Source organism: Deinococcus frigens DSM 12807, from assembly GCF_000701425.1.
GTDB lineage: Bacteria > Deinococcota > Deinococci > Deinococcales > Deinococcaceae > Deinococcus > Deinococcus frigens.
The window spans coordinates 18,068-42,083 of record NZ_JNIW01000032.1 but is presented as its reverse complement, the minus strand read 5'-3'; the positions used below and the strand labels follow the sequence as shown (position 1 = coordinate 42,083).

At 65.7% G+C, this 24,016-nt stretch carries 23 protein-coding genes and 2 pseudogenes; 14 read left to right on the top strand and 11 right to left on the bottom strand.

The annotated features are described in order from the left end of the window. Window positions 1-184, top strand: a pseudogene (locus Q322_RS24130) (IS701-like element ISPlag1 family transposase); the annotation flags it as partial. 13 nt (window positions 185-197) lie between these two features. Here the strand turns inward: Q322_RS24130 and aroA are convergent. The 5 genes from aroA to Q322_RS0112070 form a co-directional block, all read right to left on the bottom strand. Continuing rightward, entirely contained in the window at window positions 198-1,523 is a 1,326-nt protein-coding gene (gene aroA, locus Q322_RS0112090; RefSeq protein WP_029478172.1) for a 3-phosphoshikimate 1-carboxyvinyltransferase, read from the bottom strand. Between the two features lie 206 nt (window positions 1,524-1,729). After that, entirely contained in the window at window positions 1,730-2,296 is a 567-nt protein-coding gene (locus tag Q322_RS0112085; protein ID WP_029478171.1) for a DUF1572 family protein, read from the bottom strand. After that, window positions 2,293-2,715: a hypothetical protein gene (locus Q322_RS0112080; RefSeq protein ID WP_029478170.1), complete on the bottom strand. Its 423-nt coding sequence runs from the start codon at window positions 2,713-2,715 to the stop codon at window positions 2,293-2,295. The genes Q322_RS0112085 and Q322_RS0112080 overlap by 4 nt, the downstream gene beginning before the upstream one ends. Beyond that, a complete protein-coding gene (locus tag Q322_RS0112075; RefSeq protein WP_029478169.1) occupies window positions 2,712-3,887 on the bottom strand; it encodes an amidase in 1,176 nt (391 codons plus the stop codon). The genes Q322_RS0112080 and Q322_RS0112075 overlap by 4 nt, the downstream gene beginning before the upstream one ends. A 213-nt stretch (window positions 3,888-4,100) precedes the next feature. Then, complete coding sequence (locus Q322_RS0112070) at window positions 4,101-4,595, bottom strand: LEA/WHy family protein (protein ID WP_029478168.1); 495 nt, start codon at window positions 4,593-4,595, stop codon at window positions 4,101-4,103. A 55-nt stretch (window positions 4,596-4,650) separates the two neighbouring features. On the opposite strand from Q322_RS0112070, the gene Q322_RS0112065 reads away from it, so the two are divergent. From Q322_RS0112065 to Q322_RS20965, 4 genes are all read left to right on the top strand, one after another. Further along, window positions 4,651-5,643 carry a hypothetical protein gene (locus Q322_RS0112065; protein WP_051668491.1) on the top strand — a complete coding sequence of 331 codons (993 nt, stop codon included), beginning with the start codon at window positions 4,651-4,653 and terminating at the stop codon, window positions 5,641-5,643. Window positions 5,644-5,717: 74 nt separating this feature from the next. Continuing rightward, window positions 5,718-6,392: an outer membrane lipoprotein carrier protein LolA gene (locus Q322_RS0112060; RefSeq protein WP_029478166.1), complete on the top strand. Its 675-nt coding sequence runs from the start codon at window positions 5,718-5,720 to the stop codon at window positions 6,390-6,392. 164 nt (window positions 6,393-6,556) lie between these two features. Next, window positions 6,557-7,606, top strand: coding sequence for a prohibitin family protein (locus tag Q322_RS0112055; protein ID WP_245593242.1), 1,050 nt, complete (start codon window positions 6,557-6,559; stop codon window positions 7,604-7,606). Between the two features lie 108 nt (window positions 7,607-7,714). Continuing rightward, complete coding sequence (locus Q322_RS20965) at window positions 7,715-8,275, top strand: hypothetical protein (RefSeq protein WP_034418480.1); 561 nt, start codon at window positions 7,715-7,717, stop codon at window positions 8,273-8,275. 92 nt (window positions 8,276-8,367) lie between these two features. Here the strand turns inward: Q322_RS20965 and typA are convergent, their stop codons facing one another. Beyond that, on the bottom strand, window positions 8,368-10,149 hold the full coding sequence (typA, locus tag Q322_RS0112045) for a translational GTPase TypA (protein WP_029478163.1): 1,782 nt from the start codon (window positions 10,147-10,149) through the stop codon (window positions 8,368-8,370). Between the two features lie 337 nt (window positions 10,150-10,486). Between typA and Q322_RS0112040 the strand changes: the two genes are divergently transcribed. Genes Q322_RS0112040 through Q322_RS0112030 form a run of 3 tightly spaced genes read left to right on the top strand, consistent with a single transcriptional unit; the run spans window position 10,487 to window position 12,667 of the window. Then, window positions 10,487-10,981: a GbsR/MarR family transcriptional regulator gene (locus Q322_RS0112040; protein ID WP_162176612.1), complete on the top strand. Its 495-nt coding sequence runs from the start codon at window positions 10,487-10,489 to the stop codon at window positions 10,979-10,981. Then, the gene (locus Q322_RS0112035; RefSeq protein ID WP_029478161.1) at window positions 10,978-11,889 is read left to right on the top strand and encodes an ABC transporter ATP-binding protein; all 912 of its coding nucleotides are present in this window, start codon (window positions 10,978-10,980) and stop codon (window positions 11,887-11,889) included. Before Q322_RS0112040 ends, Q322_RS0112035 begins: the two co-directional genes overlap by 4 nt. Then, the gene (locus Q322_RS0112030; RefSeq protein ID WP_029478160.1) at window positions 11,879-12,667 is read left to right on the top strand and encodes an ABC transporter permease subunit; all 789 of its coding nucleotides are present in this window, start codon (window positions 11,879-11,881) and stop codon (window positions 12,665-12,667) included. The genes Q322_RS0112035 and Q322_RS0112030 overlap by 11 nt, the downstream gene beginning before the upstream one ends. A gap of 82 nt (window positions 12,668-12,749) precedes the next feature. Here Q322_RS0112030 and Q322_RS0112025 read toward each other — a convergent pair whose 3' ends face one another. The 4 genes and pseudogenes from Q322_RS0112025 to Q322_RS0112010 form a co-directional block, all read right to left on the bottom strand. After that, window positions 12,750-14,006, bottom strand: coding sequence for an ABC transporter ATP-binding protein (locus Q322_RS0112025; protein ID WP_084147963.1), 1,257 nt, complete (start codon window positions 14,004-14,006; stop codon window positions 12,750-12,752). 232 nt (window positions 14,007-14,238) lie between these two features. Continuing rightward, window positions 14,239-15,315 (bottom strand): annotated as a pseudogene (locus Q322_RS20960) (type IV pilus twitching motility protein PilT). After that, the gene (gene panC, locus Q322_RS0112015; protein WP_281173648.1) at window positions 15,312-16,145 is read right to left on the bottom strand and encodes a pantoate--beta-alanine ligase; all 834 of its coding nucleotides are present in this window, start codon (window positions 16,143-16,145) and stop codon (window positions 15,312-15,314) included. The pseudogene Q322_RS20960 and the gene panC overlap by 4 nt, the downstream one beginning before the upstream one ends. A gap of 61 nt (window positions 16,146-16,206) precedes the next feature. Further along, a complete protein-coding gene (locus tag Q322_RS0112010; RefSeq protein ID WP_029478157.1) occupies window positions 16,207-16,575 on the bottom strand; it encodes a phage holin family protein in 369 nt (122 codons plus the stop codon). A gap of 408 nt (window positions 16,576-16,983) precedes the next feature. Here Q322_RS0112010 and lipB point away from each other — a divergent pair, with 408 nt between their 5' ends. From lipB to Q322_RS23380, 6 genes are all read left to right on the top strand, one after another. Beyond that, on the top strand, window positions 16,984-17,700 hold the full coding sequence (lipB, locus tag Q322_RS0112005) for a lipoyl(octanoyl) transferase LipB (protein ID WP_029478156.1): 717 nt from the start codon (window positions 16,984-16,986) through the stop codon (window positions 17,698-17,700). A 4-nt stretch (window positions 17,701-17,704) separates the two neighbouring features. Further along, window positions 17,705-18,694 carry a lipoyl synthase gene (lipA, locus tag Q322_RS0112000; RefSeq protein ID WP_029478155.1) on the top strand — a complete coding sequence of 330 codons (990 nt, stop codon included), beginning with the start codon at window positions 17,705-17,707 and terminating at the stop codon, window positions 18,692-18,694. A 66-nt stretch (window positions 18,695-18,760) separates the two neighbouring features. Beyond that, on the top strand, window positions 18,761-19,447 hold the full coding sequence (locus Q322_RS0111995) for a hypothetical protein (RefSeq protein ID WP_029478154.1): 687 nt from the start codon (window positions 18,761-18,763) through the stop codon (window positions 19,445-19,447). A 144-nt stretch (window positions 19,448-19,591) separates the two neighbouring features. After that, entirely contained in the window at window positions 19,592-20,293 is a 702-nt protein-coding gene (locus Q322_RS0111990; RefSeq protein ID WP_245593240.1) for a hypothetical protein, read from the top strand. Between the two features lie 29 nt (window positions 20,294-20,322). After that, a complete protein-coding gene (gene dxs, locus Q322_RS0111985) occupies window positions 20,323-22,206 on the top strand; it encodes a 1-deoxy-D-xylulose-5-phosphate synthase (RefSeq protein WP_211248898.1) in 1,884 nt (627 codons plus the stop codon). A 42-nt stretch (window positions 22,207-22,248) separates the two neighbouring features. Next, window positions 22,249-22,662, top strand: coding sequence for a hypothetical protein (locus Q322_RS23380; RefSeq protein ID WP_156953026.1), 414 nt, complete (start codon window positions 22,249-22,251; stop codon window positions 22,660-22,662). Here Q322_RS23380 and Q322_RS0111980 read toward each other — a convergent pair. Further along, window positions 22,652-23,941, bottom strand: a complete 1,290-nt coding sequence (locus tag Q322_RS0111980) for a glutamate-5-semialdehyde dehydrogenase (protein ID WP_029478151.1) — start codon at window positions 23,939-23,941, stop codon at window positions 22,652-22,654. The genes Q322_RS23380 and Q322_RS0111980 overlap by 11 nt on opposite strands. Window positions 23,942-24,016: the final 75 nt, after the last annotated feature.

The window sequence follows — 24,016 nt, the reverse complement described above, 5'->3', positions numbered from 1 at the left end:
CGAAGACTGTCAATGCCGTCTGGGGCGATCTCAACGCAATCACATCGGCACTGCCATGCTGGTCTGGATTCGATTGAACCAGCAGGCCAAAGAGGCGAAGAAAACGATATACGCGCTAAAATTCGGTCTTCTTGATGACTACATGCGCCAGCAGCTCAAAAACCCATCTCTGAGTTTCGCGTAAGCCCTAAGATGCTCTAATGGGTATCGCTGGGCAGATATTCGAAGCGCGCGCCCAGCCCTTCCAGGTGGCGGAAGAACAGCGGATAGCTCTTGCGGATGTGGTGCGCGCCGGTGATGCGGATGGGCGCGTCGGCCCGCAGCCCCAGCAGCGTCAGCAGCATGATCATGCGGTGATCGCCGTGGCCGTCGGCAGTGAGACCCCCGGCAATGTGCCCGGTGCCGCTGATGCTCAGGCTGTCCGCCGTCTCCGTCGCACGGATGCTCAGGCGCTCCAGCTCGCGCCGAGTGTCGCTGATGCGGTCACATTCCTTGAGGCGCAGGGTCGAGACGTTCTGCCAGGTGGTCTGTCCTTCGGCCAGCGCGGCAGCGGCGGTCAATGCCTGCACCGCGTCGGTGAAGCCGTCGCCGTCGCGCGTCACGGCGTGCAGGGGCTGGCCGCCGCGCACCAGCAGCGTGTCTCCCTCGCGCACGATGTCCGCGCCCATCTCGCGCAACACGGCCACGGCCTCGCGCTCGCCCTGAAGATCGTTCTCGCGCAGATTGTAGAGGCGGACCTGACCGGGCAGCAGCGCCGCCGCCACCAGCATGGCCGCCGAGCCGGGATAGTCTCCGGGGACCGAGACGCGCCCGGCCCCATACTTCTGCCCGCCGGGGATGGAAATTCGGGTCAGGTCCTCGCTGGCACTGAACCGCACGCCAAACGCGCTCAGCGTATCGAGCGTCTGCCGCAGCGGGGCATGGCTCTTGATCTGGCCGGTCAGGCGCAGGTCCAGGCCCAGGGGCAGCAGCGGCCCCAGGAAGATCAGCGAGCTGGCGTACTGGCTGGACTTCTCGGCGCTGACCTCCACCACGCCGCCCTGAACAGGTCCGCTGATGGTCAGCGGCAGGCGTCCACCAGTGCTGCCCACGCGTGCGCCCAGGCGTTCCAGGGCGTCGAGTAAATCCCCCTGGGGCCGTTTGCCCAGCGAATCGGAATAATCAGTGACCAAGGTGGTCCCCGTAGTCAGGGCCGCCACGCCCATCAGGAAACGGGCCACCGCGCCCGCGTTGCCGGGGTTGAGGGTCACGCCCGCACGCGGAGCCGCGCCGAAACCCCGGATCACGGCGTCGTCTCCAACCAGCAAGACCCCCGCGCCCCAGTCCTCCAGGCAGCGCAGCATGGCCCCGGCGTCCTCACTGCCCGCAATGCCCACCACCCGGGTCTCGCCCTCCGCCAGCGCGGCTGCCAGCAGAAAGCGGGTGGTGTAGTTTTTGCTGGGCTGGGCGCGCAGCGCGCCGTTCAAAGATTGGGCAGGATGAACGAGAACGTCGAAGGTTTCGGGCAGGCCGTCGTGGGTCATGGTTGCCAGGCTAGCGCCGGGCAGGGGCGGGGGCGGGGCGGCTGTCTGGAGGGAGGGCAGGCGCGGTGGGGTGCGCGGTGGCCTGCCCACATCTTCACCCTGGAAGTCGCGCAAGTCGTGGCGACGCTGGAGGGAGCCGTGAACGCGCCGCGCACGCCGAAAGTCAGGACGTCTTTTCAGAAAGACAAGCGGCAACCAGATTTGTCTTAGCCCCGCCCACCTGATCCGGAGAGCATGGCCGCGTTGTATTGCGCCGAGCCGCCGCGTGCGATGCTGAGAGTCTGCCACGCCGGGCCACGCAGAGTTTTGACCAGCAGGACGAGCTGATAGACATGCCCGCTGTAGTGAGCCACCTGCCGCTGAAGGGCCTCCAGCACAGTGTGGACCTCGCCCCGGATAGTCATGGGGCGGGTCAGATCGCCTGGCGCAAGGTGATCCACGGCGTCCAGAAAAACCTGCCACCCGTCGTCCCAGAGTGACCGCAGGTCGGCCCCGTCCAGCGTTCCCTCCTCGAACTCCGCGTCACGGTTGCGGGCGGCGCTCTCGCCCTCGCTTCCCGCCGCGTAGCCGCCGCGCAGCGCCCCCCAGCGCGAGTGCATGTTGCCCGCCAGATGCTGCGCCAGCACGGCGGCGGAATTGCCATCCGGGGCCAGCGGCATGTGCCACTCATCTTCCCGGAGTTGGGTCAGAGCGGCCTCTCCCAGCGCCCGGACGCCGCGCATCCGCCCGCGCACATCTGACAGGTACAGCTCTGCGGCGCTCACGGAGGTCACTGGACGCGCCGCAGCGTCAGCGGGGAGCGCAGGCCGCTGACGCGCAGGCTGCCCGTGAACAGATCACCCCTGACCTGCCCACTCAGGAAGGCGTCGGCCTTGAGCGACACACCGCTGATGCCGAAGCCCAGGATGCCCGCGTTCAGGCGGGGGGCGCTGCCCGGCGTGACCTGCGCGCTCAGTTCCGCGCCGTCCACGCCGGGCAGCAGCGTTCCGGTGGCCTCGAAGCGGTCTTCGCTGCTGAGGTTTACAAACGTGCCGCTCAGGGCGTGGCTTACCGGACTGACCGTGAAGGTCAAGCGGTACTGTTGCACGCTCAGCAGGACCCGCGCCGAACCCTCCCAGACCTGCACCGGCTGGGGCCGGACGGCGGGCGCGCAGGCGACCAGCAGCAAGGCGATGGGGAGGAGCCGTTTCAAGCCCCCGCCTCCCAGGCCAGGCCCAGGCCCAGCAGGCGGTCATCCTCGCCGGGCCGCCCGACGAGCTGCACGCCGACGTAGGGCGTGGCGGTGGGCAGCGACACGGTAGGCACCCCCAGCAGGCTAAACGGCGCGGTCAGGCGCAACACGGCGCGGCGCAGGGGCAGGGTGCCCTCTCCCACCGTCACCTCGTCCTGGCCGATCAGCGGAGGCGGGGTGGGGACGGCGGGGGCGAGAATGACATCGAAGGCGGTGAACAGCCCACCGAGCAGCCAGGCATACTCGGCGCGGCGGTCAAAGGCGCGCTGAATTTCTCCTTGTGTCAGCGCCGCACCCTGGCGCAAGGCCGAGAGCGTGAACGGTTGAAAGCCGGGGTCAGGCAGGCGCAACGCCTCCGCATGAACGGTGGCGGCCTCGCTCAGGACGATGGGTGAGTAGGCATCCAGCATGTCCGGCAGATGGACGGGCGAAACGGTTGCGCCGCGCCGTTCCAGATCGGCGGCGAGGGCCAGCGTCGCCTCCCGCACCGCGTCGTCGGTCCAGCCGTTCGGCAGCCACAGGCCCACGCGCACGCCGTTCCAGTCCTGCGGGACGATCTGCCGCCCGGTCAGCGCCGCGTGCACCCGCGCGGTGGTGGCCAGGTCACGCGCCAGCGGGCCGGTGTGGTCACAGGTCCACGACAGCGGCAGTACACCACGCGTACTCCAGTCCAGGTGACCCCTGCTGGGCTTGTACCCCGCCACGCCGCACCACGCCGCCGGGACCCGGATGCTGCCGCCGGTGTCCGTTCCCAGCGCAAAATCCACCTGATCCAGCGCCACGCTGACCGCCGCGCCGCTGCTGCTGCCGCCAGGAACGCGCGCCGGGTCCTGCGGATGCGTGGTGCTGCCGTAGCCGTTCATGCCCGTGATGCCCAGCGCAATTTCGTGCAGGTGGGTCTTGCCCACGGCGGACGCGCCCAGTTCCAGCAGGCGGCGCACCAGCACGCTCTCCTCCACCCCCGGCAGCGGCGCGCGGGTGCTGGCGGTCAGCGGCCAGCCGGGCACGCCGTACAGGTCCTTGACGCTGAAAGTCAGGTGGGACAGCGGCCCGCCTGGTGCGCCTGCCAGAGGTTCGGCAGGACGGTAGGCCCAGGCGCGCTGTGGATCGGGGAAAGCTGAAGAGGAGGGCATAGGAACAGGGTACGGCGTCGGCGTCACATGGATGAATCGAGCTGAACCAAAGGGAAGCTTGCACGCTGGCTGGGAGTGCCTGAAGACGGCCTTTCGTTCTCTGCGAACAGGAGGCGTCGCAGACCATCGGCATAAGGGAGCCACCGGGCAGACCAGAGAAGGAATTCGTCGAGTTTCCCCGGTCCCATCACGGGCCACCCTGCACCTTCCCGCTCAGAACGGAAGAATCGGATTCTGCTTCCACTGTCCCTGACTCAGCGTGAAGGGGCCAAAGTTCTTCGGACCCAGCGGGCCGAAATCGGCGGTGAAGGTGCCGTCCAGGCGGTAGGTGACCTGCTGGCCGCGCGCCACCTTCAGGAACGAGGCGGCGGTGGACAGGGTGACAGGAATGCTCACGTCCGCGTCCTGATCTGAGGAGCCGCGCGCCGGGACATTCACGCGCGGAAATTCGGCCAGGCCCACCTGCGCGCCGTCGATCACCAGCGTGGCCTCGATGTTGCTCATTTTGAGGGGCACGGCGTTGGGATTGGTCACGCGCAGCTTCAGTTTCAGGTCTGCCACGGGCGGCCCGCCCAGGCCACCCGGCAGCGAAAGGCGGGTCAGGCGCACGCTCTGGACCTCGATGGTGGGCACCTGCAAGACCTGGGGTGCGGGGGCGCAGGCGGCCAGACCACAGGCGACGAGGGCGGCGGGGATCAGTGGGCGCATGGCTCCAGCCTACAGGGCACGCACCCAGAAAAGCTGATGCTGCTACCCTGCCGCCATGACGAAGAGATGGACGGCACTGGCACTGGTTCTGTGGGGAACGGCGCTGACGGGCACGGCGCTGACAGGCACGGTGGGCGCGACGGCTCTGGATTTCGGCGTGTCCTACCACGGCGGGGCGCAGGGCGGCGGCTGGGCGCGCGTGGGCGTCTCGGATTTCCCGGCGCTGGGCGGGCGCGTCTCGGCGGGCCTGTCCACCCGCGCCGCCGAGGTGGGCTACGGGCGCAGTCTGGCCCTGCCGCCGCTGGGCGTGGTCACGGCCCGCGTGGACGCGGCGGTGGCGTTGACCGGGGGCGTGCGGATGTCGTCGCGCCTGGGTGGCAGCGTGGGGCCGGTGGCGCTGAACCTGTGGGCCGCAGGTTTCAGCACCTCTGCCGGGCGTATTGACCCGCTGGCCCTCTGGAATTTTGACGCCACCGACAGCCGGGAGCGAGGCGTCGCGGCAGACCTCCGCGCCCGCTACCGCGTCAGCCGCACCCTGATCGCCGTGGCCGGGGGCGAGTTCGGCGGCCAGAACATGGGAACTGTCGGTGTGGAGGGCCGCCGGGAGTTGACCCGGACCCTGCCGCCCGAAGAGGGCGCGCAGCCCGGCGACGAACCCGAGACCGAACCCGTCGGCACGCTGACCTGGCGCGCGGGCGTGCGGGCCGGACAGAATGTGCTGGGCGTGACTGGAGGCGTCTCCTACGCCGCCGAGTCGGGGCTGAATCTGGGACTGGACGCGTTGGTGGGACCAAAGGCCTTCGGCATCACCGGCAGCGTGGACGCGGGTGAACTGCTCGGCCCCGGCAGCAGCGTGCGGCTGTACGCGGCCTACGAGCCGTGGCGCACCACCACCACGCCGCTGCGCGCAGGTCTGGCGGCCACCCGGCCCCTGGGGGGCGGCGAGGTGGGCCTGAACGTCAGCGGCGGGCGCAGCGTGGACGGCACAACGGGCTACGGCGCGCGGCTGACCTACACTCTGCCGCTGGGAGAAAGCACGCAGCCCTGACCCCGCGCCCCGCGTAAACCCCGCGTCAGCCGCCGCGCCTCCTTCTCACGAGAGCGGACGCGATACTGCGTGGCATGAGCAATCCTCCGAAACTGACGTCCATCCTCGCCCTCTGCGGCGTGCTATTGATCCCCTCGGCCAGTGCCCAGACCGCCCAGGACATCATCTCCAAAGTGGACGCCGCACAGAAAGCCGCCAGGGACATTTCCTTTCGCCTGAGCGGCAACGCCTCGCTGGAATCCAGCCCACAGAAGATCGATTTCACGGTGAAAAGCATCCCGGCGCAGAACATTGCCCGGCTGCAATTCAACGCCCCCGATGCGCTGGCCGACAATATCGTGGTGGCCGACAAGAACGAGATTCGCCAGTACCTGTTCCTGACCAACCAGGTCACGGTCACGTCCACCAAAAAGGCCGCCGACGGCGCGGGCTTCGGCGGGCTGGACTTCACGCAGCTCAGTAGCGTGGCCTCGCTGCTGTCGCAGTACGACGTGAAACTGCTGTCCACCACGGGGACGGCGGGCAAGCGTCTGTACCAGTTGGAGGCCACCCCCAAGAAGGGCAACACCACCGATAAGACGCGCGTGTTCATCACCGAGGCGGGCTGGCGGCCCACCCGCATTCAGATCGTGAGCAGCGCGGGCAAATCGCTGGCCGACCTGAATGTGGGCAACTACAAGGTCAACTCGGGCCTCAGCGTGACTGGCCTCAAGCAGTTGCCGAAGGACGCCGAGATCGTCCGGCAGTAAGGGCGTTCAGACCGGGGGAGGGGTGCGCGTGCGTGCCTCTCCCCTTTTCGTGGTTCCTGGCGCAAGAAGCCCGCTCTCAATCTGGCTGATACGGATTCCGTTTGTTTCCTGCTCGCTCCCCTCGGATTTCCAGGTGTTTCAAACACCTTCCAATCGGAGTCCGTATGACACGCAACCTTCCCCGCGCAGACCGCGTATCCAGCAGCATGACCAATCCTGGCAACGACAACGACCGTGGCTTCTCGCCCCTGCGCCCCAATCCGGTGAACAACCCCAGCGGCCCCCCGCAGGTGCCCCAGATTCGCATCTCGCCCCGGCTGGGCTGGATCATCGGCGGCGTGCTGGTGGCCGGGCTGATCGTCTCGCAGAGCGTGCGGGTCATTCCGGCGGGCTTCGTGGGCGTGGTGTTCAGCGCCCTGAGCGGCGTCAAGCCCAGTCCGCTGGAGGCCGGGCTGCATTTCGTGATGCCCTTCGTGGATCAGGTGACGCTGTACGACGCCCGCCTTCAGGAAGTGACGCTGGCGCGCGAAACCGCCCAGAGCGACGAGGGGTCCATCCGCGCCCGCAGCAAGGAGGGCCTAGACATCACGGCAGACGTGACCGTGCAGTTCCGCATTGACCGCGCCAAGGCGGCCATCTTGCACAAGGAGCTGGGACGCAACTACATCAACACGGTGTTGCGTCCGCAGGTCCGCAGCAAGGTGCGCGATTCCATCGGGCAATTTGGGGCCGCCGACCTGATCAGCAATCAGCGCACCCAACTGGAAGCCAGCATCACCAACGAGCTGAACAAGGCGTTCACGCGCAATAATCTGACCCTGGACGCCATCTTGCTGCGCGAGCTGAAGATTCCAGAGAGCGTGGCCCAGGCCATCGAGCAAAAGCAGACCGCAGAACAGCAGGTGGCCGTGGAAAAAAACCGCCTGCAACAGGCCGAGATCAGCGCCCAGCGCGACGTGGTGCAGGCGCAGGGCAAAGCCAAGGCCGCCATCGAAACGGCCAAGGGCGAGGCCGAGGCACTGTCCCTGCGTGGCCGCGCCCTCAAGGAAAACCCGCAACTGATCCAGCTCACGGTGGCCGAGCGCCTGGCCCCCGGCATCCAGACCGTGATGCTGCCCAGCGACGCGAATTTCTTGCTGGACCTGAAGTCCTTTGGGACGCAGACGCTGCCCAAGGCCCCGCAGACTGCGGCCCCGGCCACCCCCGGCAACTGAGAACTTCAAGCACATGGCAGCCGTGGGCGTTAGACTGCTCGGGATGAGTCAGATGACGCTTGGACCGACGTTTGAGGGACAGGCCGTCAGGGTGGCCGGCTAGTGTTTATGGCGGTCTTCATCCTGATCGTCATCTTCGGCGGCATTGCGGCTATTACCTATGTGGACAATGCGGGCAAAACGGCCCGCAAAGCCCTGGAGGCGTCCGCCGGGCAGGCCGCCCAGCCCCTCCCCGCCGCCGCCCAGAATGCCTTGCCTCGCCCGCAGGCCGACGCCCCGGAATCCCTGGCCCTGCGCCTGCCCGAACCCGCCCGCACGCAGGCGTGGAAGTTGCTGTGCATGGTCACCGACGCCCGCAAGGACGGCGTGGACGGCGACACCCGCACCGCCTACCTGCTGTCACAGACCCGCGAGGCGTACCTGCCCGATACCCTGCGCGCCTACCTGAACCTGACGGACGGCGCGCGGCGCACGCTGGAAAGCCAGGGCCAGCCACCCGAAACCCTGCTGAGCGAGCAACTCGGCCTGCTGGAAGACGGCGTGCGCGAGGCGCTGCGACATGACCACGCCACCGCAGACCGCCTGCTCAGCCAGGGCCATTTCCTGCGCGAACGCTTCGGCGCGGCGGAATCGGAACTGAGCCTGAAGCCGGGGTCTCGCGAGAGCTGAGAGGAAATTCAAGCGCATCACGACCACAGCCGACGGCAAAAGCCCCCGCTCTGTAATAGAAACGGGGGCTTTGTTTCTGAGTCTGCTGCGGTTTACTTGCGCATGCTGGGGTTCAGAACTTTCTTGCGCAGGCGGATGCTGTGCGGCGTCAGTTCCACCAGCTCGTCGCCGCCAATGTACTCCAGGGCGTCTTCCAGGCTCATCTTGCGGGGCGGGGTCAGGGTCAGGGCGTCGTCTGCGCCGCTGGAACGCACGTTGGTCAGCTTCTTGTTCTTGCAGACGTTGACGTTCATGTCCTGCTCGCGGGCGTTCTCACCCACGATCATGCCCACATACACCTCCGCGCCCGCATCGATAAAGAAGGCTCCCCGGTCTTGCAGCTTCCAGATCGAGTACGCGAAGGCCGGGCCGTCTTCCATGCTGACCAGCGAGCCGTTCTGGCGAATCTTGATGTCCCCGGCCCACGGCGCGTAGCCGTCGAACACGTGGCTCATAATGCCCTCGCCCTGCGTCATCGACAGGAACTGGGTGCGGAAGCCGAACAGCGCGCGCGACGGAATCTTGAATTCCACGCGGCTGCGGGTGCCCTGCGGCTCCATGTTGACCATCTGGCCCTTGCGCCCGCCCAGCACGCCGATCACAGTGCTGGCATGATGCTCCGGCACGTCGATGACCAGGTGTTCCACCGGCTCATGCTTGACGCCGTCAATCTCGCGGATGATCACCTGCGGGCTGCCCACCTGAACCTCATAGCCCTCGCGGCGCATGGTTTCCAGCAGGATGCTCAGGTGCAGCTCGCCGCGTCCCGACACGATAAATTCGTCGGGGCGCACTTCCTCCACTTTCAGCGACACGTTGGTCATCACTTCGCGCTTCAGGCGGTCATTCAGGTGGCGTGAGGTGACGTACTTGCCGTCCTTGCCCGCAAACGGCGAGGTATTCGGCTGAAAGGTCATGCTGACCGTCGGCTCGTCCACGGTGATGATCGGCAAGGCCTCGGGATCGGCCAGATCGGCCACCGTTTCGCCGATCTGCGCGTCCTCGATCCCAGCCAGCGCCACGATGTCGCCCGCGCTGACCTCGTCGGCCTCGATCCGGCGCAGGCCCATGTGGGTGAACGGCTGCACCACCCGGCTCTTGGTCATGGTGCCGTCCTTGTGCATCAGTTGCACAAATTCGCCCTTCTTGACCGTGCCGCGCTGCACCCGCCCCAGCACGATGCGGCCCAGGTACTCGGAGTAATCCAGGTTGGTTACCAGCATCTGGAAGGGGGCCTCCAGATCGGTGGGCGGCGCGGGAATGTGTTCAAGGACCATCTCGAACAGCTCGTGCATGTCCTCCTGGGGGCTGTCCAGGTCCTTGAACGCCTTGCCCTCACGGGCGATGGCGTACAGAATCGGAAAATCGAGCTGATCGTCGTTCGCGCCCAGTTCGGCCATCAGGTCAAAGGTCAGGTTGACCACTTCTTCGGGCCGGGCGTCGATGCGGTCGATCTTATTGATGACCACGATGGGCTTGAGGCCCAGCTCGATGGCCTTGCGCAGCACGAAACGGGTCTGGGGCATCGGGCCTTCTGCCGCGTCCACCAGCACCAGGCAACCGTTGACCATGCCCAGCACGCGCTCGACCTCGCCGCCGAAGTCCGCGTGGCCGGGGGTATCCACGATATTGATCTTGACGCCGTTGTATTCCACCGCCGTGTTCTTGGCGAGAATGGTGATGCCGCGTTCCTTTTCCAGGTCGTTGCTGTCCATGGCCCGCTCGGCGATCTCCTCGCCGTGGCCGAGCTTCAGGGTCTGCCGCAGCAGCGCGTCCACCAGCGTGGTCTTGCCGTGGTCAACGTGCGCGATGATGGCGATATTCCGGTATTCCATATTTTTGCCTCTCTTCTGCCCAGCGCTGCCTGCCGGGAGACGCCCGACAAGGTGGGAGGACAGTTCTGTAGTTTGCGTGGTGCTGCCGGTCCGCTCCACATAACGGGAAAACGCGCTGGGGAGCCAGGACCGACCTCAAAAAGCCCGCCTCTACTCCCGCGTCAGTTCTGCTGGCCAGGAGCGGGCGGGACACCCAAACGAAGATTTTAGCAGATTCATGCCCCGGCCATGTCAGGCTCAGGTCACGTTGGCCGTGGCAGAAGCCGGGGCGAAAGAAGAGCTGCACCTGGCGTTTTCGCAGATTTTACAAATGATTAAAAAGTCGTACAATTCAAGCATGGCCGACACGCCGCCAGCCGCCGCCAGTTTGACCACCAGCGCCGAGAGCGAGCAGTTCATGGAACGGGCGGGCCTGCTGTTCGAGATGGTGGGTATGCCGCGTGCGGCGGGGCGCGTGCTGGGCGCGCTGCTGGTGGCTCCGTCGAGTGGCCTGACGCCAGCCGAACTGGCCGCCTCTCTTCAGTCCAGCCGCGCCAGCATGAGCGGGGCGATCAAGTACCTGACGCTGATGGGCCTGGCCGAACGTGTTCCCAATCCTGGCGAACGGGCAGACCGCTTCCGGGTGCGGCCCAACGCCTGGGCCACCCTGACCAAACAGGGCAACCGCAAATTGCAGACCCTGCACGATCTGGCCGCCGAGGGCCAGCGGGCGCTGCCGCCAGGGGCTGACCCGGCACCCCTGCGCGAGATGCAGCGGTTCTACGGCCACTGGCTGCGTCTGTTCCCCGCCGTGCTGGAGGAGTGGCATCAGCTCAACAGGGAGGAATCATGAACGCCATCGAAACCACTGGCCTCAGCAAGCTGTATGCCCCCGGCGTGGGCCTGGCCCCGCTGAATCTGAGCGTGCCCACAGGCGAGGTCTTCGGCTTTATCGGCCCGAACGGGGCGGGCAAGACCACCGCCATCCGCACGCTGATGGGTTTTTTGCGGCCCAGCGGGGGCAGTGGACGCGTGCTGGGGCATGATGTGTGGAAGGAACGGGTGGAGGTCCACCGTCGGGTGGGTTACCTGCCCGGCGAGGTCCACCTGGGCCGGGACCATTCGGCCCGCGAGCTGATGAGCCGCAGTTGCAGGCTGCGCGGCGGGGCCAGCGACACCTATGGCCTGGAGGTGGCCCGGCGGCTGGAGCTGAAACTGGACGCCCGCCTGGGCACGCTGAGCAAGGGCAACCGCCAGAAGGTGGGCCTGACCCTGGCGCTGATGCACCGCCCCGAACTGCTGGTGCTGGACGAACCCACCGACGGCCTGGACCCGCTGGTGCAGGAAACCGTGCTGGAGCTGCTGCGCGAGGCCGCCAGCGAGGGCCGCACCGTCTTCCTGTCCAGCCACGTTCTGAGCGAGGTCGAGCGCGTGGCCGGGCGGGTAGGCATCATCCGGCGCGGCGAGCTGATCCGGGTGGAAGGGGTGGGGGCGCTGAAGGCCAGCCTTCCGCAGCAGGTGACGCTGCGTTTTGCCCGGCCCCCGCGCGTCGATCTTGCTGCTCTAGACGGCATGACGCAGGGCGTGGCCGACGGGCTGGACTTCCGGGGCCTGTGGCGCGGCGGCCCTGACGCGTTGATCCGGGCGCTGGCGGGCGAATCGTTGTCCAGTTTCAGCCTCACGCCGTCCACGCTGGAGGACGCCTTTATGGACGAGTACCGCAGCGAATCACCGCGAAAGGAGGAAGCACATGTGGCTTGAAACGTGGATGCAGACCATGAATGATTCCCGGCGCAGCCTGCTGTGGTGGGCGGTGGGCATTGCGCTGTACACGGTGATGCTGCTGGCCTTTTTTCCACTCCTGAAAGGCAACACCGCCATCAATGACCTGATGCAGAGCCTGCCCGAATCGCTGCGGGCGCTGGCCGGGGACAACCTGGGTACGCCCGCCGGGTACGTGGGCGGCAAGCTGCTGAGCATGATGCCCATTTTGCTGACGATCTTCGCCGCCCTGCAAGGCGCGTCGCTGATCGCGGGTCAGGAGGAACGCGGCTGGCTGGAATTTCCGCTGGCTCAACCGCTGCCGCGTGTGGCCCTGCTGCTGGGCCGCGCGGCGGCGCTGCTCTCCATGCTGATGGTGCTGGGGGCCGTGCTGTTCCTGAGCATCTGGCTGGCCGGGCAGGTCTTTCAGGCCCCCCTGCCCGCCGGACGGCTGCTGGGCGCAGTGGTCCTGCACACCCTGGGCGCGTGGCTGTTCGGGGCGCTGGCGCTGGCCATCGGCGCGGCGACGGGCCGCTCTGGTCTGGCCGTTGGAGTCGGCGCTGGCCTGGGCACCGGGCTGGTGGTGGTGCAGAGCGTGGCCTCGCAGATCCCGGTGTTAAATGACCTGGCGTGGCTCAACCCCTGGAAATATGCGCTGAGCGATCTGCCATTAGAAAACGCCATCAGCCTGACGCCGCCGCTGATCAGCCTGGTGCTGGGGGCGGCCCTGGTCTGGATCGCCGCGCCCCTACTTGGCAACCGGGACGTGCGGGGCTGAGGCGGCAAAGGAGAGGGCCAGACAGCGATCACGCCTCCGGCCCCCCTCTATTAACTGTATTAACTGGATCAACTGGTTTGAATCAGTCGGTGCTGATGACGATGCGCTCTTTGGTCAGCATGCCGTCTTGCTCCTGCGGCTGCGCCGTTCCCTGCGCCATGCCCTGGTTGCCCTTCTTGACGACGCCGGGGTACTCGTATCCCAGATCCGGGGTATCGGCCTGTCCGCGCTTGCCGATGGCCGTGCCCCGGTCGATGGCGTCCTCGGTGGCCGTATCAAAGGCGTGCAGACGGGTCTGGTCGATCACCAGTTCGATGTCGTCGCCGGGTTGCACCAGCGCCTGACCTTCCACCTTAACGGTCACGTCCTGCCCGGCGATCTCGATGATCAAATCGGTCTGTGCGCCCAGCGGCTCGACCACCACCACTTTGCCGTGGATCAGGTTGGTCCCCACCGGAGTCTCGGTCAACCCGATCAGCCCGATATGCTCTGGGCGGATGCCCATCAGGACTTCCTTGCCCTCGTACTGCTTGAGGCTCTGCGCCAGCTTGCCCATCGCGGCCACAGGATCATTGCCGACCATGAACTGACCGTTCTGCACGCGGCCACTGATCAGGTTCATGCTGGGACTGCCGATAAAGCCCGCCACAAACTTGTTCTGCGGGAAGTCGTAGAGGTTCATGGGGGTGTCGACCTGCATGATCAGGCCGTCGCGCATGACCACGATGCGGTTGCCCAGCGTCATGGCTTCCACCTGATCGTGGGTCACGTAGACGATGGTTGCGCCCAGGCGGCGGTGGAGCTGGTTGATCTGCGAGCGCATTTCCACGCGCAGCTTGGCGTCTAGGTTGGACAGCGGCTCGTCCATTAAAAATACGGCGGGTTCGCGCACGATGGCGCGGCCCATCGCCACGCGCTGGCGCTGACCGCCCGAGAGTTCCTTGGGCTTGCGCCCCAGCAGGTGCTCGATCTGGAGGATCTTGGCGGCGTCGCGTACCCGGCGCTCGATCTCGTCCTTGGGCGTCTTGCGGAGCTTCAGACCAAAGGCCATGTTCTCGTAGACATTCATGTGCGGGTACAGCGCGTAGTTCTGAAAGACCATCGCGATGTCGCGATCCTTGGGGGGCACGTCGTTGACCACGCGGTCGCCAATTTTCAGGATGCCGTCGCTGATGTCTTCCAGGCCCGCGATCATGCGCAGGGTGGTGGACTTGCCGCAGCCGGACGGCCCAACGAAGACCATGAACTCGCGGTCCTCGATGTGAAGGTTAAAGTCCTTCACCGCGTGCTGCTTGCTGCCGTACATCTTCTCGATGTGTTCCAGGATGACTTCTGCCATGCTATGCCTGCCTTTGCCCCTACTCTTGTCCGCGAATGGGTACAGGACACGCCAATGACGCGCCGATACGGTTCGGACAACCGGGGTACGTGGACGAGAAACCCGTTGCTTACGCTTATGCCAATCTGACGCTCAGAGTGTACCACAGGGGGTGAGCCAGACGGCAGAAACCCGGCGGGCTGAGGCGCGCCTGTGGAGAGGCGTGACCCGGGTTCTGGGCGACTGGGAGGCGTCAGTAAGCGTAGCCGCTGCGGGTCACCATCAGTTTCAATTCGTGGGGGCTGGTAGCGGCGTCCGTGGCCTCGTCGATGCTGATCATGTTGTGGCGGTAAAGCTGCGCCAGGTGCTGATCGAAGGTGTGCATGCCCCGGATGTCGTCTTCCATCAGGGCGTCCTTGATCAGCGGGGTCTTGTCCTCATCTTTGATGTAGCCCTGGATCAGCGGCGTGTTCAGCATGATTTCCAGCGCCAGCACGCGCCCCACGCCGTCCGAACGCCGCAGCAGGCGCTGGCTGACGATGCCCACCAGCGTCTCGGCCAGTTGCACCCGGATCTGATCGCGCTCGAAGGGGGCGAAGAAATCAATGATGCGGTTGACGGTGCGGACCGCGTCCTGGGTATGCAGGGTGCTGAGGACCAGATGCCCGGTCTACGCGGCTGACAGCGCGGCCTCGACGGTTTCTTTGTCGCGCATCTCGCCGATCATGATCACGTCGGGGTCCTGGCGCATGGCGTATTTCAGGGCGGTGCGAAAATCGCGGGTGTCGCTGCCGATCTCGCGCTGCACCACGATACTTTTCTTGTTCCTGTGCAGGACCTCGATGGGGTCTTCAACGGTGATGACGTTATAGGCAAAGGTCCGGTTGATGTGGTCAATCAGGCTGGCCAGGGTGCTGGTTTTGCCGCTGCCGGTGGGGCCGGTGACCAGGATCAATCCGCGCGGAAAGGCGGCCAGGCTTTGCAGGATTGCGGCAGGCAGTCCCAGCGACTCGAAGCCCGGAATGGCGTCGCTGATCACCCGCATCACGATGCCCACCGAGCCGCGCTGCCGCAAGATATTGCAGCGGAAGCGCCCCAGCCCGGAAACGCCGTAGGCCAGGTCCAGCTCGTTGCGGTGGGAAAAGTCGTCCCACTGCTCGGAAGACATCAGCGCCCGCGCCAGCAGCTCGGTATTGGGCGGCATCAGCGCCTGCGTGCCGAAGGGAATCAGGTGGCCGTCCACCCGGCCCATCGGCGGGCTGCCCGCTTGCAGGTGGATGTCGGAGGTCCGGCGGTCCACCATCTCGCGCAGCAGCTCGTCAAGGCTCATGCAGGGTTCGCCCCGTGCTTCTCTGTCACCAGCGGCATGTTGTCGATCAACCGGACACCGAACAGGTGGGCAGCCAGGAGAACACGGGTCATGGGGCCATTGTCCACAACTGCTCTTTCCCGCATGTCACGGCCCACGATGCTCAGGTAGTCCAGCGTGACCTCCGGATCCTGGGCCAGCACGTCCAGTCCGGCCTGGCGCAGCTTTGCAGCCTGCCGCTCGCCACTGGCGTAGGTGGCCTGCACGGCCAGCAGGGCGCGCGACAGCACGGCGGCCCGCACCTGCTGCGCCGAATCCAGGTAACTGTTGCGGCTGCTCAGGGCCAAGCCCGAGGGCGCGCGTACGGTCGGCAGGCCCACCACGTCCACCGGCACGTTCAGGTCACGGACCATCTGGCGCAGCACCATCAGTTGCTGCCAGTCCTTCTCGCCGAAGAAGGCCACGTCCGGGCGCACCAGATTCAGCAGTTTCAGCACCACCGTCGCCACGCCAGTAAAGTGGCCGGGCCGCGACTCGCCGTCCAGCCCCTCGCTGACGCCCGAGACCACCACGCGGGTATCGAAAGCAGGCGGGTACGTGATCCCCACGTCCGGCATGAACACCACGTCCACCCCGGCCCCCTCCACCACGCCCAGATCGCGTTCCAGATCGCGGGGGTAGGCGGCCAGGTCCTCGGCAGGGCCGAATTGCAGCGGATTGACAAAGATGCTGACCACCAGCACGTCGCAGACCTCGCGGGCGCGGCGCATTAAAGTGGCGTGGCCGTCGTGCAGGTAGCCCATGGTGGGGACCAGACCCACCCGGCCCCGCCCGGCCAGCGCGGCGCGCAGGTCATCCGGGGAGCTGACCACCCGTGGCCGCACCCGTTGATACTGGGCTGGCGTGGCCGTCTCAGTCACGTTTTCCATCCAGCCCCAGCACGCCCACCAGCGCGTCCAGCAGCCAGGCAATGACGGTCAGGATCAGCGCCCCCACGATGGCCGCGCCGAAGCCCGCCACGTCCAGCGCCGTGATGGCCGCCACCAGCGCCAGCACCACGCCGTTGACCACCAGCGTAAACAGCCCCAGGGTCAGCAGGGTCAGCGGCAGCGAGAGCAGCAGCAGCACCGGGCGAATCAGCGCGTTCACGATACCCATCACCAGCGCGGCGATCAGCACGCTGCTCACCCCCGCACCGCCCGCGAAAAACACGCCCGAATACACCCGCGTCAGCAGATAGAGCGCCAGCGCGTTGACCAGAAGCCGGAGAAGAAATCCCATACGGGCAGGATAAGGGGTTCAGGTGGTGTTGTGGGCAGAGACGGCGCGTTGGTACGCGGCAGACGGCGCGCGGCGGGCTTTACGTGTGAAGACTTCATATCTGGAGTGCGATCTGCTGGTTCTCACGTCCGCCCGGATAAGACGGTGCCTGCAAACGACTTGATCAAAGTTCCTATCAGCCCCACGTACCGTCCAGACGAGGCCCTGCCGGTAACGGCTGGAGGGCCGGGCCAGTTTGGGCATGTTTCCGATTTCACGTCCTGCTGGCCCAGACGCTCTTCCCGGACTCGCCACGGGGCTGCACAACCAGCCTGACGGCGTGAATTGACCACCGGGGCTGGTCAATTTCACCTGCAATTCGGCGCAGGACACGGTCATTCACGGGCAGGCAGGCGTACAATTCCGGGTATGAAGGCCGCCGCATTCGACATCATCCACCTGGGCCGCGTGCCGTATCGCGACGCCTGGGCCTTGCAGAAGGACCACCACGCGCGGGTGGTGGCCGGGGGCAAACCCGTGCTGCTGCTCGTGGAACACCCGCCCGTGCTGACGCTGGGCCGCAAGGCGCGCGAGGGCGGAAATATCATCGTGACGCGTGAGTATCTGGCCGCTCAGGACATTGAGGTGCTGGAGGTGGAGCGCGGCGGCGACGTGACCTACCACGGCCCCGGCCAACTGGTGGCCTACGCCATTTTCCCGGTGGGCCGGCGCGTGCAGGACTTCCTGCGGCTGTTAGAGGCGGCGACCATCGCGGCTCTGAACGCTCTGGGGCTGCCCGACGCCCGCCCCAACCCCGGCTACGCGGGCGTCTACGTGGACCCACGCGAGGTCAACGGCCTGATGTATGACCAGAAAATCGCCTCGTTCGGCGTGGCAGTGCAGAAGAATGTGGCGCTGCACGGGCTGGCGCTGAACATCACCACCAACCTCCAGCATTTTGAGTTGATCGTGCCGTGCGGATTGACGGGCACACAGATGACCAGCGTGGCGCGCGAGTTCGAGCTGCGCGGTCTGGGCCAGGCTCCCGATCTGAACACTGCGTATCAGGCATTGTCTGAAGCCTTTTGCACCACCTTTGAACCCTACGACTGGACGCTGCCGGAACTCGCCGGGGCGGGGAGCTGACCTCATGACCCAGAGCAATGAAAAGCAGGCCAAATTCGTCAAGAACGGCATCTACCGCAGGGACAGCGTGCCCGTGCGCGAGAAGAAGCCCGACTGGCTGAAGGTGACCATCCCCACCGGGCAGGTCTTCGGCGAGGTCCGCAAGATCGTCAAGGAACACCGCCTGCACACGGTCTGCGAGGAAGCGATGTGCCCCAACATCGGCGAGTGCTGGTCACGCGGCACGGCCACCTTCATGCTGATGGGGCATATCTGCACCCGCGGCTGCCGCTTCTGCGCTGTGGACACCGGCAACCCGATGGGCAAGCTCGATCTGGATGAGCCGCAGGGCGTGGCCGAGAGCGTGCAACTGATGGGCCTGAAGTACGTGGTGCTGACCTCGGTGGACCGCGACGATCTGCCCGACGGCGGGGCGTACCACTTTGCCAAGACGGTGGCGGCCATTAAAAAGCTGAATCCTGAAACCCGCGTGGAAGCCCTGACCCCCGATTTCAGCGGCAACACCCACTGCGTCGATCTGGTCCTGGACAGCGGCGTGGACACCTACGCCCAGAACATCGAGACAGTGCGCCGCCTGACCCATCCTGTCCGCGACATCCGCGCCGACTATGACCAGACCCTCGCCGTGCTGGCCCACGCTAAGCGCGCCCGCCCGGACGTGATCACCAAGACCAGCATTATGCTGGGGCTGGGCGAAACGCGGGAGGAAATCACGCAGACCATGACCGACTGCCGCGCGGCGGGTGTGGACGTGCTGACCTTCGGGCAATACCTGCGTCCCACCATGCACCACCTGGCCGTCGAGCGTTACGTGTCGCCCGCCGAGTTCAATGAAATCCGCGAGGAAGGCATGAAGCTGGGCTTCCTGGAAATCGTGTCGGGGCCGCTGGTCCGCAGCAGCTACAAGGCCGAGCAGATCGTGATGGACCACCCGCGCGGCCTGCCTGAGCATCTCGGGCATATTGCGGACGGGGACCAGCTCAGCCTGATCTGAGATCTGAGCGGGATGGGAAGGACGAGGGGGCCGGGGCGGAGTGCCTGCGGCCCCTTATTCTTGGCTATGACTTCCGAACCCTTGCGCGTCAATCGCTTGAACCTGCTGAACTTTTTCAATGCGGGACTGCCGGAAGCGCACGGCCATCACACCGCCATCACGGGTCTGGTTGGCGAGCCGCTGGCCGTAGCCTTGATCCTGCACTATTTGAACCGGGACGGCGCACAGGCCCGCTGCGTTGCAATGAAAGTCACCACAGGCAAGATGAAGGGCAACCGACTGGACGCCTGGATCGACGGCGGCAACGGCACGCTGTACCAGACCGAGATCAAGATGTGGGCGGGGAATGCCATTGGAGATCTGAAGCTGAAGTCAGATGCGGACGCTGAAGCGCTGCCGGCAGGCGGGCTGAGGAAATGGACGGAGGTTTGGGACGCCGAAAAACAGACCTTTATGGACATAAGCAAAGGCGAGAAGAATTTAAAAGTAGGCAAGGTGCTGACACCTATGCAGCCCCCTCCAGGCTACGAATCTGCCCACATTCAGCCATTGGCCTGTTTCTGGTGGATGCTTCAGCCTCTTGGCGGCAGCGGGCCGTGGTTTACCGTGCAGACCTCTGACGCCAATTTTGAAGAGGTCAATATCTTCTCGCTGACCGCCTATCTACTGTCTCTGGATGACGAGACTTTACATCTAGACATGCCGCTCCTGTCTCAGCGCCTCGCTCTTCTGGAGAAGCTTTTTAAGCGCTGAAGATTTGAAGTGGCCCCACCCTCGCATACATCCATAAATCCACCCTTAGAAACTGGTCCTCAGCGCCGTTCCACATGGCTTTCCTGCCCTGACTCCATCCAAAGCAGGACGCCTGACTTCCGCTTAGCTGACAGAATGCATGCGATGCATGACGTTACTCTGGGGATGATGCGCCCCACCCCCTTTCTCGCCCTGATCCCGGCCCTCTTGCTGGGCCTCGGTGCTTGCACGCCCAAAACGAGCGGCCCCGGTCTCACGGTGCAGACCAGCACGCCGGTCAATGCGGTGTCGTTCTATCCCAGTGAAGCCGGGCTGGCCTGGTCCTATCTGCCGGAAGGCGAGCCGACTTCAGCCGTGCCCTACGTGTTGCGGGCGCTGGGGCCGAGCATCTCCGCCGGACAGACCGTGCAGGCGCTGCAACTGACCGGACGCGGCGCGGACCAGACCTGGTTTCGGACCTTCTCGGCGAACGGCGTGAACCTGCTGGGCCTCCGCAAACCCGGCGTCAACGTGCGCCTGGACCCGCCGTGGCTGGAATACCCGGCGGAAAGCGCCTGGAAAGTGGGGCTGAACTGGCAGGGCGTCAGCACCATCGTCATCAGCGGGGACGACGGCAAGGCGCAGGCACAGGGCACGCTGAATTACAGCTACACCGTGCAGGAAAGGCGGCAGCAGGACACCCCTGCCGGGAAATTCGAGGTCTGGGTGGTCACCCGCCAGGTCAGCGACACGGTGGGCGGCCTGTTTCCGGCCACACAACAACTGTGGTTCACGCCGTATGTGGGCGAGGTCCGCACACCCGAAGGGCTGCTCCTGGTGGGACGCAATTTCAAGGGAGGCCGCTGATGACCGAAGTCAATAAGGCAGATGAGATGATGGACCTCGAACGCAAGGGCACGCCGCTGCTGGACCGGATTCACGGTCCCGACGATCTCAAGAAGCTCTCGCGCGATCAATTGCCCGAACTGACCCAGGAACTGCGCGACGAGATCGTGCGGGTCTGCTCGGTGGGCGGGTTGCACCTGGCGTCCTCGCTGGGGGCCACGGACCTGATCGTGGCGCTTCACTACGTGCTGAACAGCCCACGTGACCGGATTCTCTTCGACGTGGGCCACCAGGCGTACGCCCACAAGATGCTGACCGGGCGGCGCGAGCAGATGGCCACCGTGAAAAAGGAGGGCGGCCTGAGCGGCTTTACCAGGGTCAGCGAGTCCGAACACGACGCCATTACCGTGGGCCACGCCAGCACCTCCCTGGCCAACGCGCTGGGCATGGCGATGGCGCGCGACGCGCTGGGTCAGGATTACAAGGTGGCCGCCGTGATTGGCGATGGCTCCCTGACCGGCGGCATGGCGCTGGCCGCCCTGAACACCATCGGTGACCTGCGCCGCAAGATGCTGATCGTTCTCAACGACAACGAGATGAGCATTTCCGAGAACGTGGGCGCGATCAACAAATTCATGCGCGGCCTGCAAGTGCAGAAGTGGTTTCAGGAAGGCGAGGGCGCGGGCAAAAAGGCCGTCCAGTCCCTGAGTAAACCCCTGGCCGATTTCATGAGCCGGGCCAAGAGTTCAACCCGCCACTTCTTCGATCCGGCCAGTGTCAATCCATTCGCCACAATGGGCGTGCGTTACGTCGGCCCGGTGGACGGCCATAACGTCCAGGAACTGGTCTGGTTGATGGAACGCCTGGTCGATCTGGACGGCCCCACGATCCTGCATGTGGTCACCCGCAAGGGCAAGGGCCTGAGCTACGCCGAGGCGGACCCGATCTACTGGCACGGCCCCGGCAAGTTCGATCCCGAAACGGGGGATTTCATAGCCAGCAACGCGTATTCGTGGAGCGCGGCGTTCGGCGACGCCGTGACCGAACTGGCCAAGCGCGACCCGCGAACCTTCGTGATCACGCCGGCCATGCGCGAGGGCAGCGGCCTGGTGGGCTACAGTAAGGCGCACCCGCACCGCTACCTGGACGTGGGCATCGCCGAGGACGTGGCCGTGACCACCGCCGCCGGAATGGCCTTGCAGGGCCTACGGCCCATCGTGGCCATCTATTCCACCTTCCTGCAACGCGCCTACGATCAGGTGCTACACGACGTCGCCATCGAGAACCTGAATGTCACCTTCGCCATTGACCGCGCCGGAATCGTGGGCGCTGACGGCGCGACGCACAACGGCGTCTTTGACCTGAGCTATCTGCGCAGCATTCCGAACGTGCGGATCGGCCTGCCGAAAGACGCCGCCGAACTGCGCGGCATGCTGAAATACGCGCAGGAGCACGACGGCCCCTTCGCCATCCGGTATCCGCGCGGCAACACGGTCAAGGTGCCCGAAGGAACCTGGCCCGACCTGGAATGGGGAACGTGGGAGCGCGTCCGGGACGGCTCGGATGTGGTGATTCTGGCAGGCGGCAAGGCGCTGGAATATGCGCAGGCGGCGGCGGCGGAATTGCCCGGTGTCGGTGTGGTCAACGCCCGCTTCGTCAAGCCGCTGGACCTGACCATGCTGCGTGAGCTGGCCTCCAGCGCCCGTACCATCGTCACCGTGGAGGACAACACACTGATGGGCGGCTTCGGCAGCGCGGTGCTGGAGGCCCTGAACGGCATGGGCCTGCGCGTCCCCGTGCGAACCCTGGGCATTCCCGACGAATTTCAGGACCACGCCACTACCGAGAGCGTTCACGCCCGCGCTGGGATCGACGCACAGGCGATTCGCACGGTGCTGGCCGAGCTTGGGGTGGATGTGCCGCTGGGAGTGTAGTGGGCGAAGTTCCTTTTGCACAAGTCCACAAGGGTTCAACAGATGGCTGAATATTTTCTGATCGGCACGCCCCCCATTCTCGATGAGTTCGTCGTTGAGCATCTCGTGCTGGAAACAATCAGGCAAAACGACTCAATTGAGTATTCAAGTCTGCTCGTATACCTCTGCTGCAACCAGCAATGGTGGAGGACTTTTAACGATGGCCCACATCTCTACTGGGATCGAGTTGATAGCCCACCTACCGCCTGGGGCGCTCCCGAACATGGCTTCACTGTTGAAATTCACAATATTGGGGAGGAACTACAGCTTCGCGGGCAGCGCTTGACGCATTGGGCCTGGGATGTCTCTGACGGCGCGCCCCATATATCTCTAGATTTCAGTGATGGGCGGCAACTCACCTTCTGTGGTCATCCGTGGTCCACATTCTCTGTGAATCATTGGCAATCTAGCCCCTGATCTGCCCTTCGCCCACCACCACCCATTTCGTGGTGGTCAGCTCCCTCAAGCCCATCGGCCCCCGCGCGTGCAGCTTCTGCGTGCTGATGGCGACTTCCGCGCCCAGGCCCAGTTGCCCACCGTCGTTGAACCGGGGGCTGGCGTTGACGATCACGGCGGCGCTGTCCACGTCCTGAATAAAGCGCTCGGCCTGCGCGTCATTGCGAGTGAGGATCACGTCGGTGTGGTTGCCGTGAGCGGCGATGAAATCCAGCGCTTCCTCCAGACCGGAGACGACCTTGAGGCTGGCGGTCAGGGCCAGGAACTCGGTGCCGTAATCAGCGCTGGCAGCGGGCGTGCAGGACAGGCCCGCGTTGTCCAAGACGGCCTGCGCCTCGGCGTCGGCACGCACATCCACCCCGTTCTCGATCAGGGCGCGGACGATGTCGGGCAGGGCGGGCAGGGCTTCCCGGTCCATCAGCAAGGTATCCAGCGCATTGCAGGCGCTGGGCTTCTGGACCTTGGCGTTCACGACGATCTCGGCGGCCAGTCTCACGTCTGCCGGGTCACGGGTGAAGCTGGCGTCCAGATAGATGTGCACCACGCCGATACCGCCCACGATCACGGGGACGGTGGCATTTTCCACGCAGTAGCGGTGCAGTCCGGCCCCACCGCGCGGGATGATGGCGTCCACCAGATCGTCCAGCCGCAGCAGCTCACGCATGCGCTCACGGGCCGGGTCGCGGATGACCTGCACGGCGTCGGCAGGCAGATTCTGGGCTGTCAGGGCGGCGCGCACCGCTATTTCCAGCGCCGCGTTGCTGTGGACGGTTTCCTTGCCGCCGCGCAGGATGACTGCGTTGCCGCTCATCAGGGCCAGCGCCGCCACGTCCACCGTCACGTTCGGGCGAGACTCGTAAATAACGCCCAGCACGCCCAGCGGCACGCGCCGCCGCGAGACCTGAATGCCGCTGGGCTGCGGCTGCGGCGGCGTGGTCTCCCCCACCGGATCGGGCAGGCGCGAGACGGCCTCCACATCGGCGGCAATGGCGTCCAGCGCGGCGGCGTCCAGGCGCAGCCGGTCGATCATGTGCCCGGGCAGACCGGCTTCCTGCGCGGCCAGCACGTCCCGGGCATTGGCGCGCAGGATGTCGTTCTGGCGTGCGCGCAGCGCGGCGGCGATGGCCTCCAGGGCCGCCACTTTGCGCCCGGTAGGCAGCGAGCGCAGCGTCCGGCCCGCCGCCCTGGCCCGCAGGCCCATCTCGCGGATGTTGGTTGCCGTGTCTTGCCGCGCCGCCATGGGCAACAGCGTACCAGGCAGCGGGCAGGCGAAGCGGGGCGGTGGGTAGACGGGTGCAGGGGTCAACCAGTGCTG

Coding starts and splice junctions, on each gene's coding strand:
- aroA (WP_029478172.1), bottom strand. CDS start 1,523: ATGACCCACGACGGCCTGCCCGAAACCTTCGACGTTCTCGTTCATCCT.
- Q322_RS0112075 (WP_029478169.1), bottom strand. CDS start 3,887: ATGCCCTCCTCTTCAGCTTTCCCCGATCCACAGCGCGCCTGGGCCTAC.
- Q322_RS0112070 (WP_029478168.1), bottom strand. CDS start 4,595: ATGCGCCCACTGATCCCCGCCGCCCTCGTCGCCTGTGGTCTGGCCGCC.
- Q322_RS0112065 (WP_051668491.1), top strand. CDS start 4,651: ATGACGAAGAGATGGACGGCACTGGCACTGGTTCTGTGGGGAACGGCG.
- Q322_RS0112060 (WP_029478166.1), top strand. CDS start 5,718: ATGAGCAATCCTCCGAAACTGACGTCCATCCTCGCCCTCTGCGGCGTG.
- Q322_RS0112055 (WP_245593242.1), top strand. CDS start 6,557: ATGACACGCAACCTTCCCCGCGCAGACCGCGTATCCAGCAGCATGACC.
- Q322_RS20965 (WP_034418480.1), top strand. CDS start 7,715: ATGGCGGTCTTCATCCTGATCGTCATCTTCGGCGGCATTGCGGCTATT.
- typA (WP_029478163.1), bottom strand. CDS start 10,149: ATGGAATACCGGAATATCGCCATCATCGCGCACGTTGACCACGGCAAG.
- Q322_RS0112040 (WP_162176612.1), top strand. CDS start 10,487: ATGGCCGACACGCCGCCAGCCGCCGCCAGTTTGACCACCAGCGCCGAG.
- Q322_RS0112035 (WP_029478161.1), top strand. CDS start 10,978: ATGAACGCCATCGAAACCACTGGCCTCAGCAAGCTGTATGCCCCCGGC.
- Q322_RS0112030 (WP_029478160.1), top strand. CDS start 11,879: ATGTGGCTTGAAACGTGGATGCAGACCATGAATGATTCCCGGCGCAGC.
- Q322_RS0112025 (WP_084147963.1), bottom strand. CDS start 14,006: ATGGCAGAAGTCATCCTGGAACACATCGAGAAGATGTACGGCAGCAAG.
- Q322_RS0112010 (WP_029478157.1), bottom strand. CDS start 16,575: ATGGGATTTCTTCTCCGGCTTCTGGTCAACGCGCTGGCGCTCTATCTG.
- lipB (WP_029478156.1), top strand. CDS start 16,984: ATGAAGGCCGCCGCATTCGACATCATCCACCTGGGCCGCGTGCCGTAT.
- lipA (WP_029478155.1), top strand. CDS start 17,705: ATGACCCAGAGCAATGAAAAGCAGGCCAAATTCGTCAAGAACGGCATC.
- Q322_RS0111995 (WP_029478154.1), top strand. CDS start 18,761: ATGACTTCCGAACCCTTGCGCGTCAATCGCTTGAACCTGCTGAACTTT.
- Q322_RS0111990 (WP_245593240.1), top strand. CDS start 19,592: ATGCATGACGTTACTCTGGGGATGATGCGCCCCACCCCCTTTCTCGCC.
- dxs (WP_211248898.1), top strand. CDS start 20,323: ATGGACCTCGAACGCAAGGGCACGCCGCTGCTGGACCGGATTCACGGT.
- Q322_RS23380 (WP_156953026.1), top strand. CDS start 22,249: ATGGCTGAATATTTTCTGATCGGCACGCCCCCCATTCTCGATGAGTTC.
- Q322_RS0111980 (WP_029478151.1), bottom strand. CDS start 23,941: ATGGCGGCGCGGCAAGACACGGCAACCAACATCCGCGAGATGGGCCTG.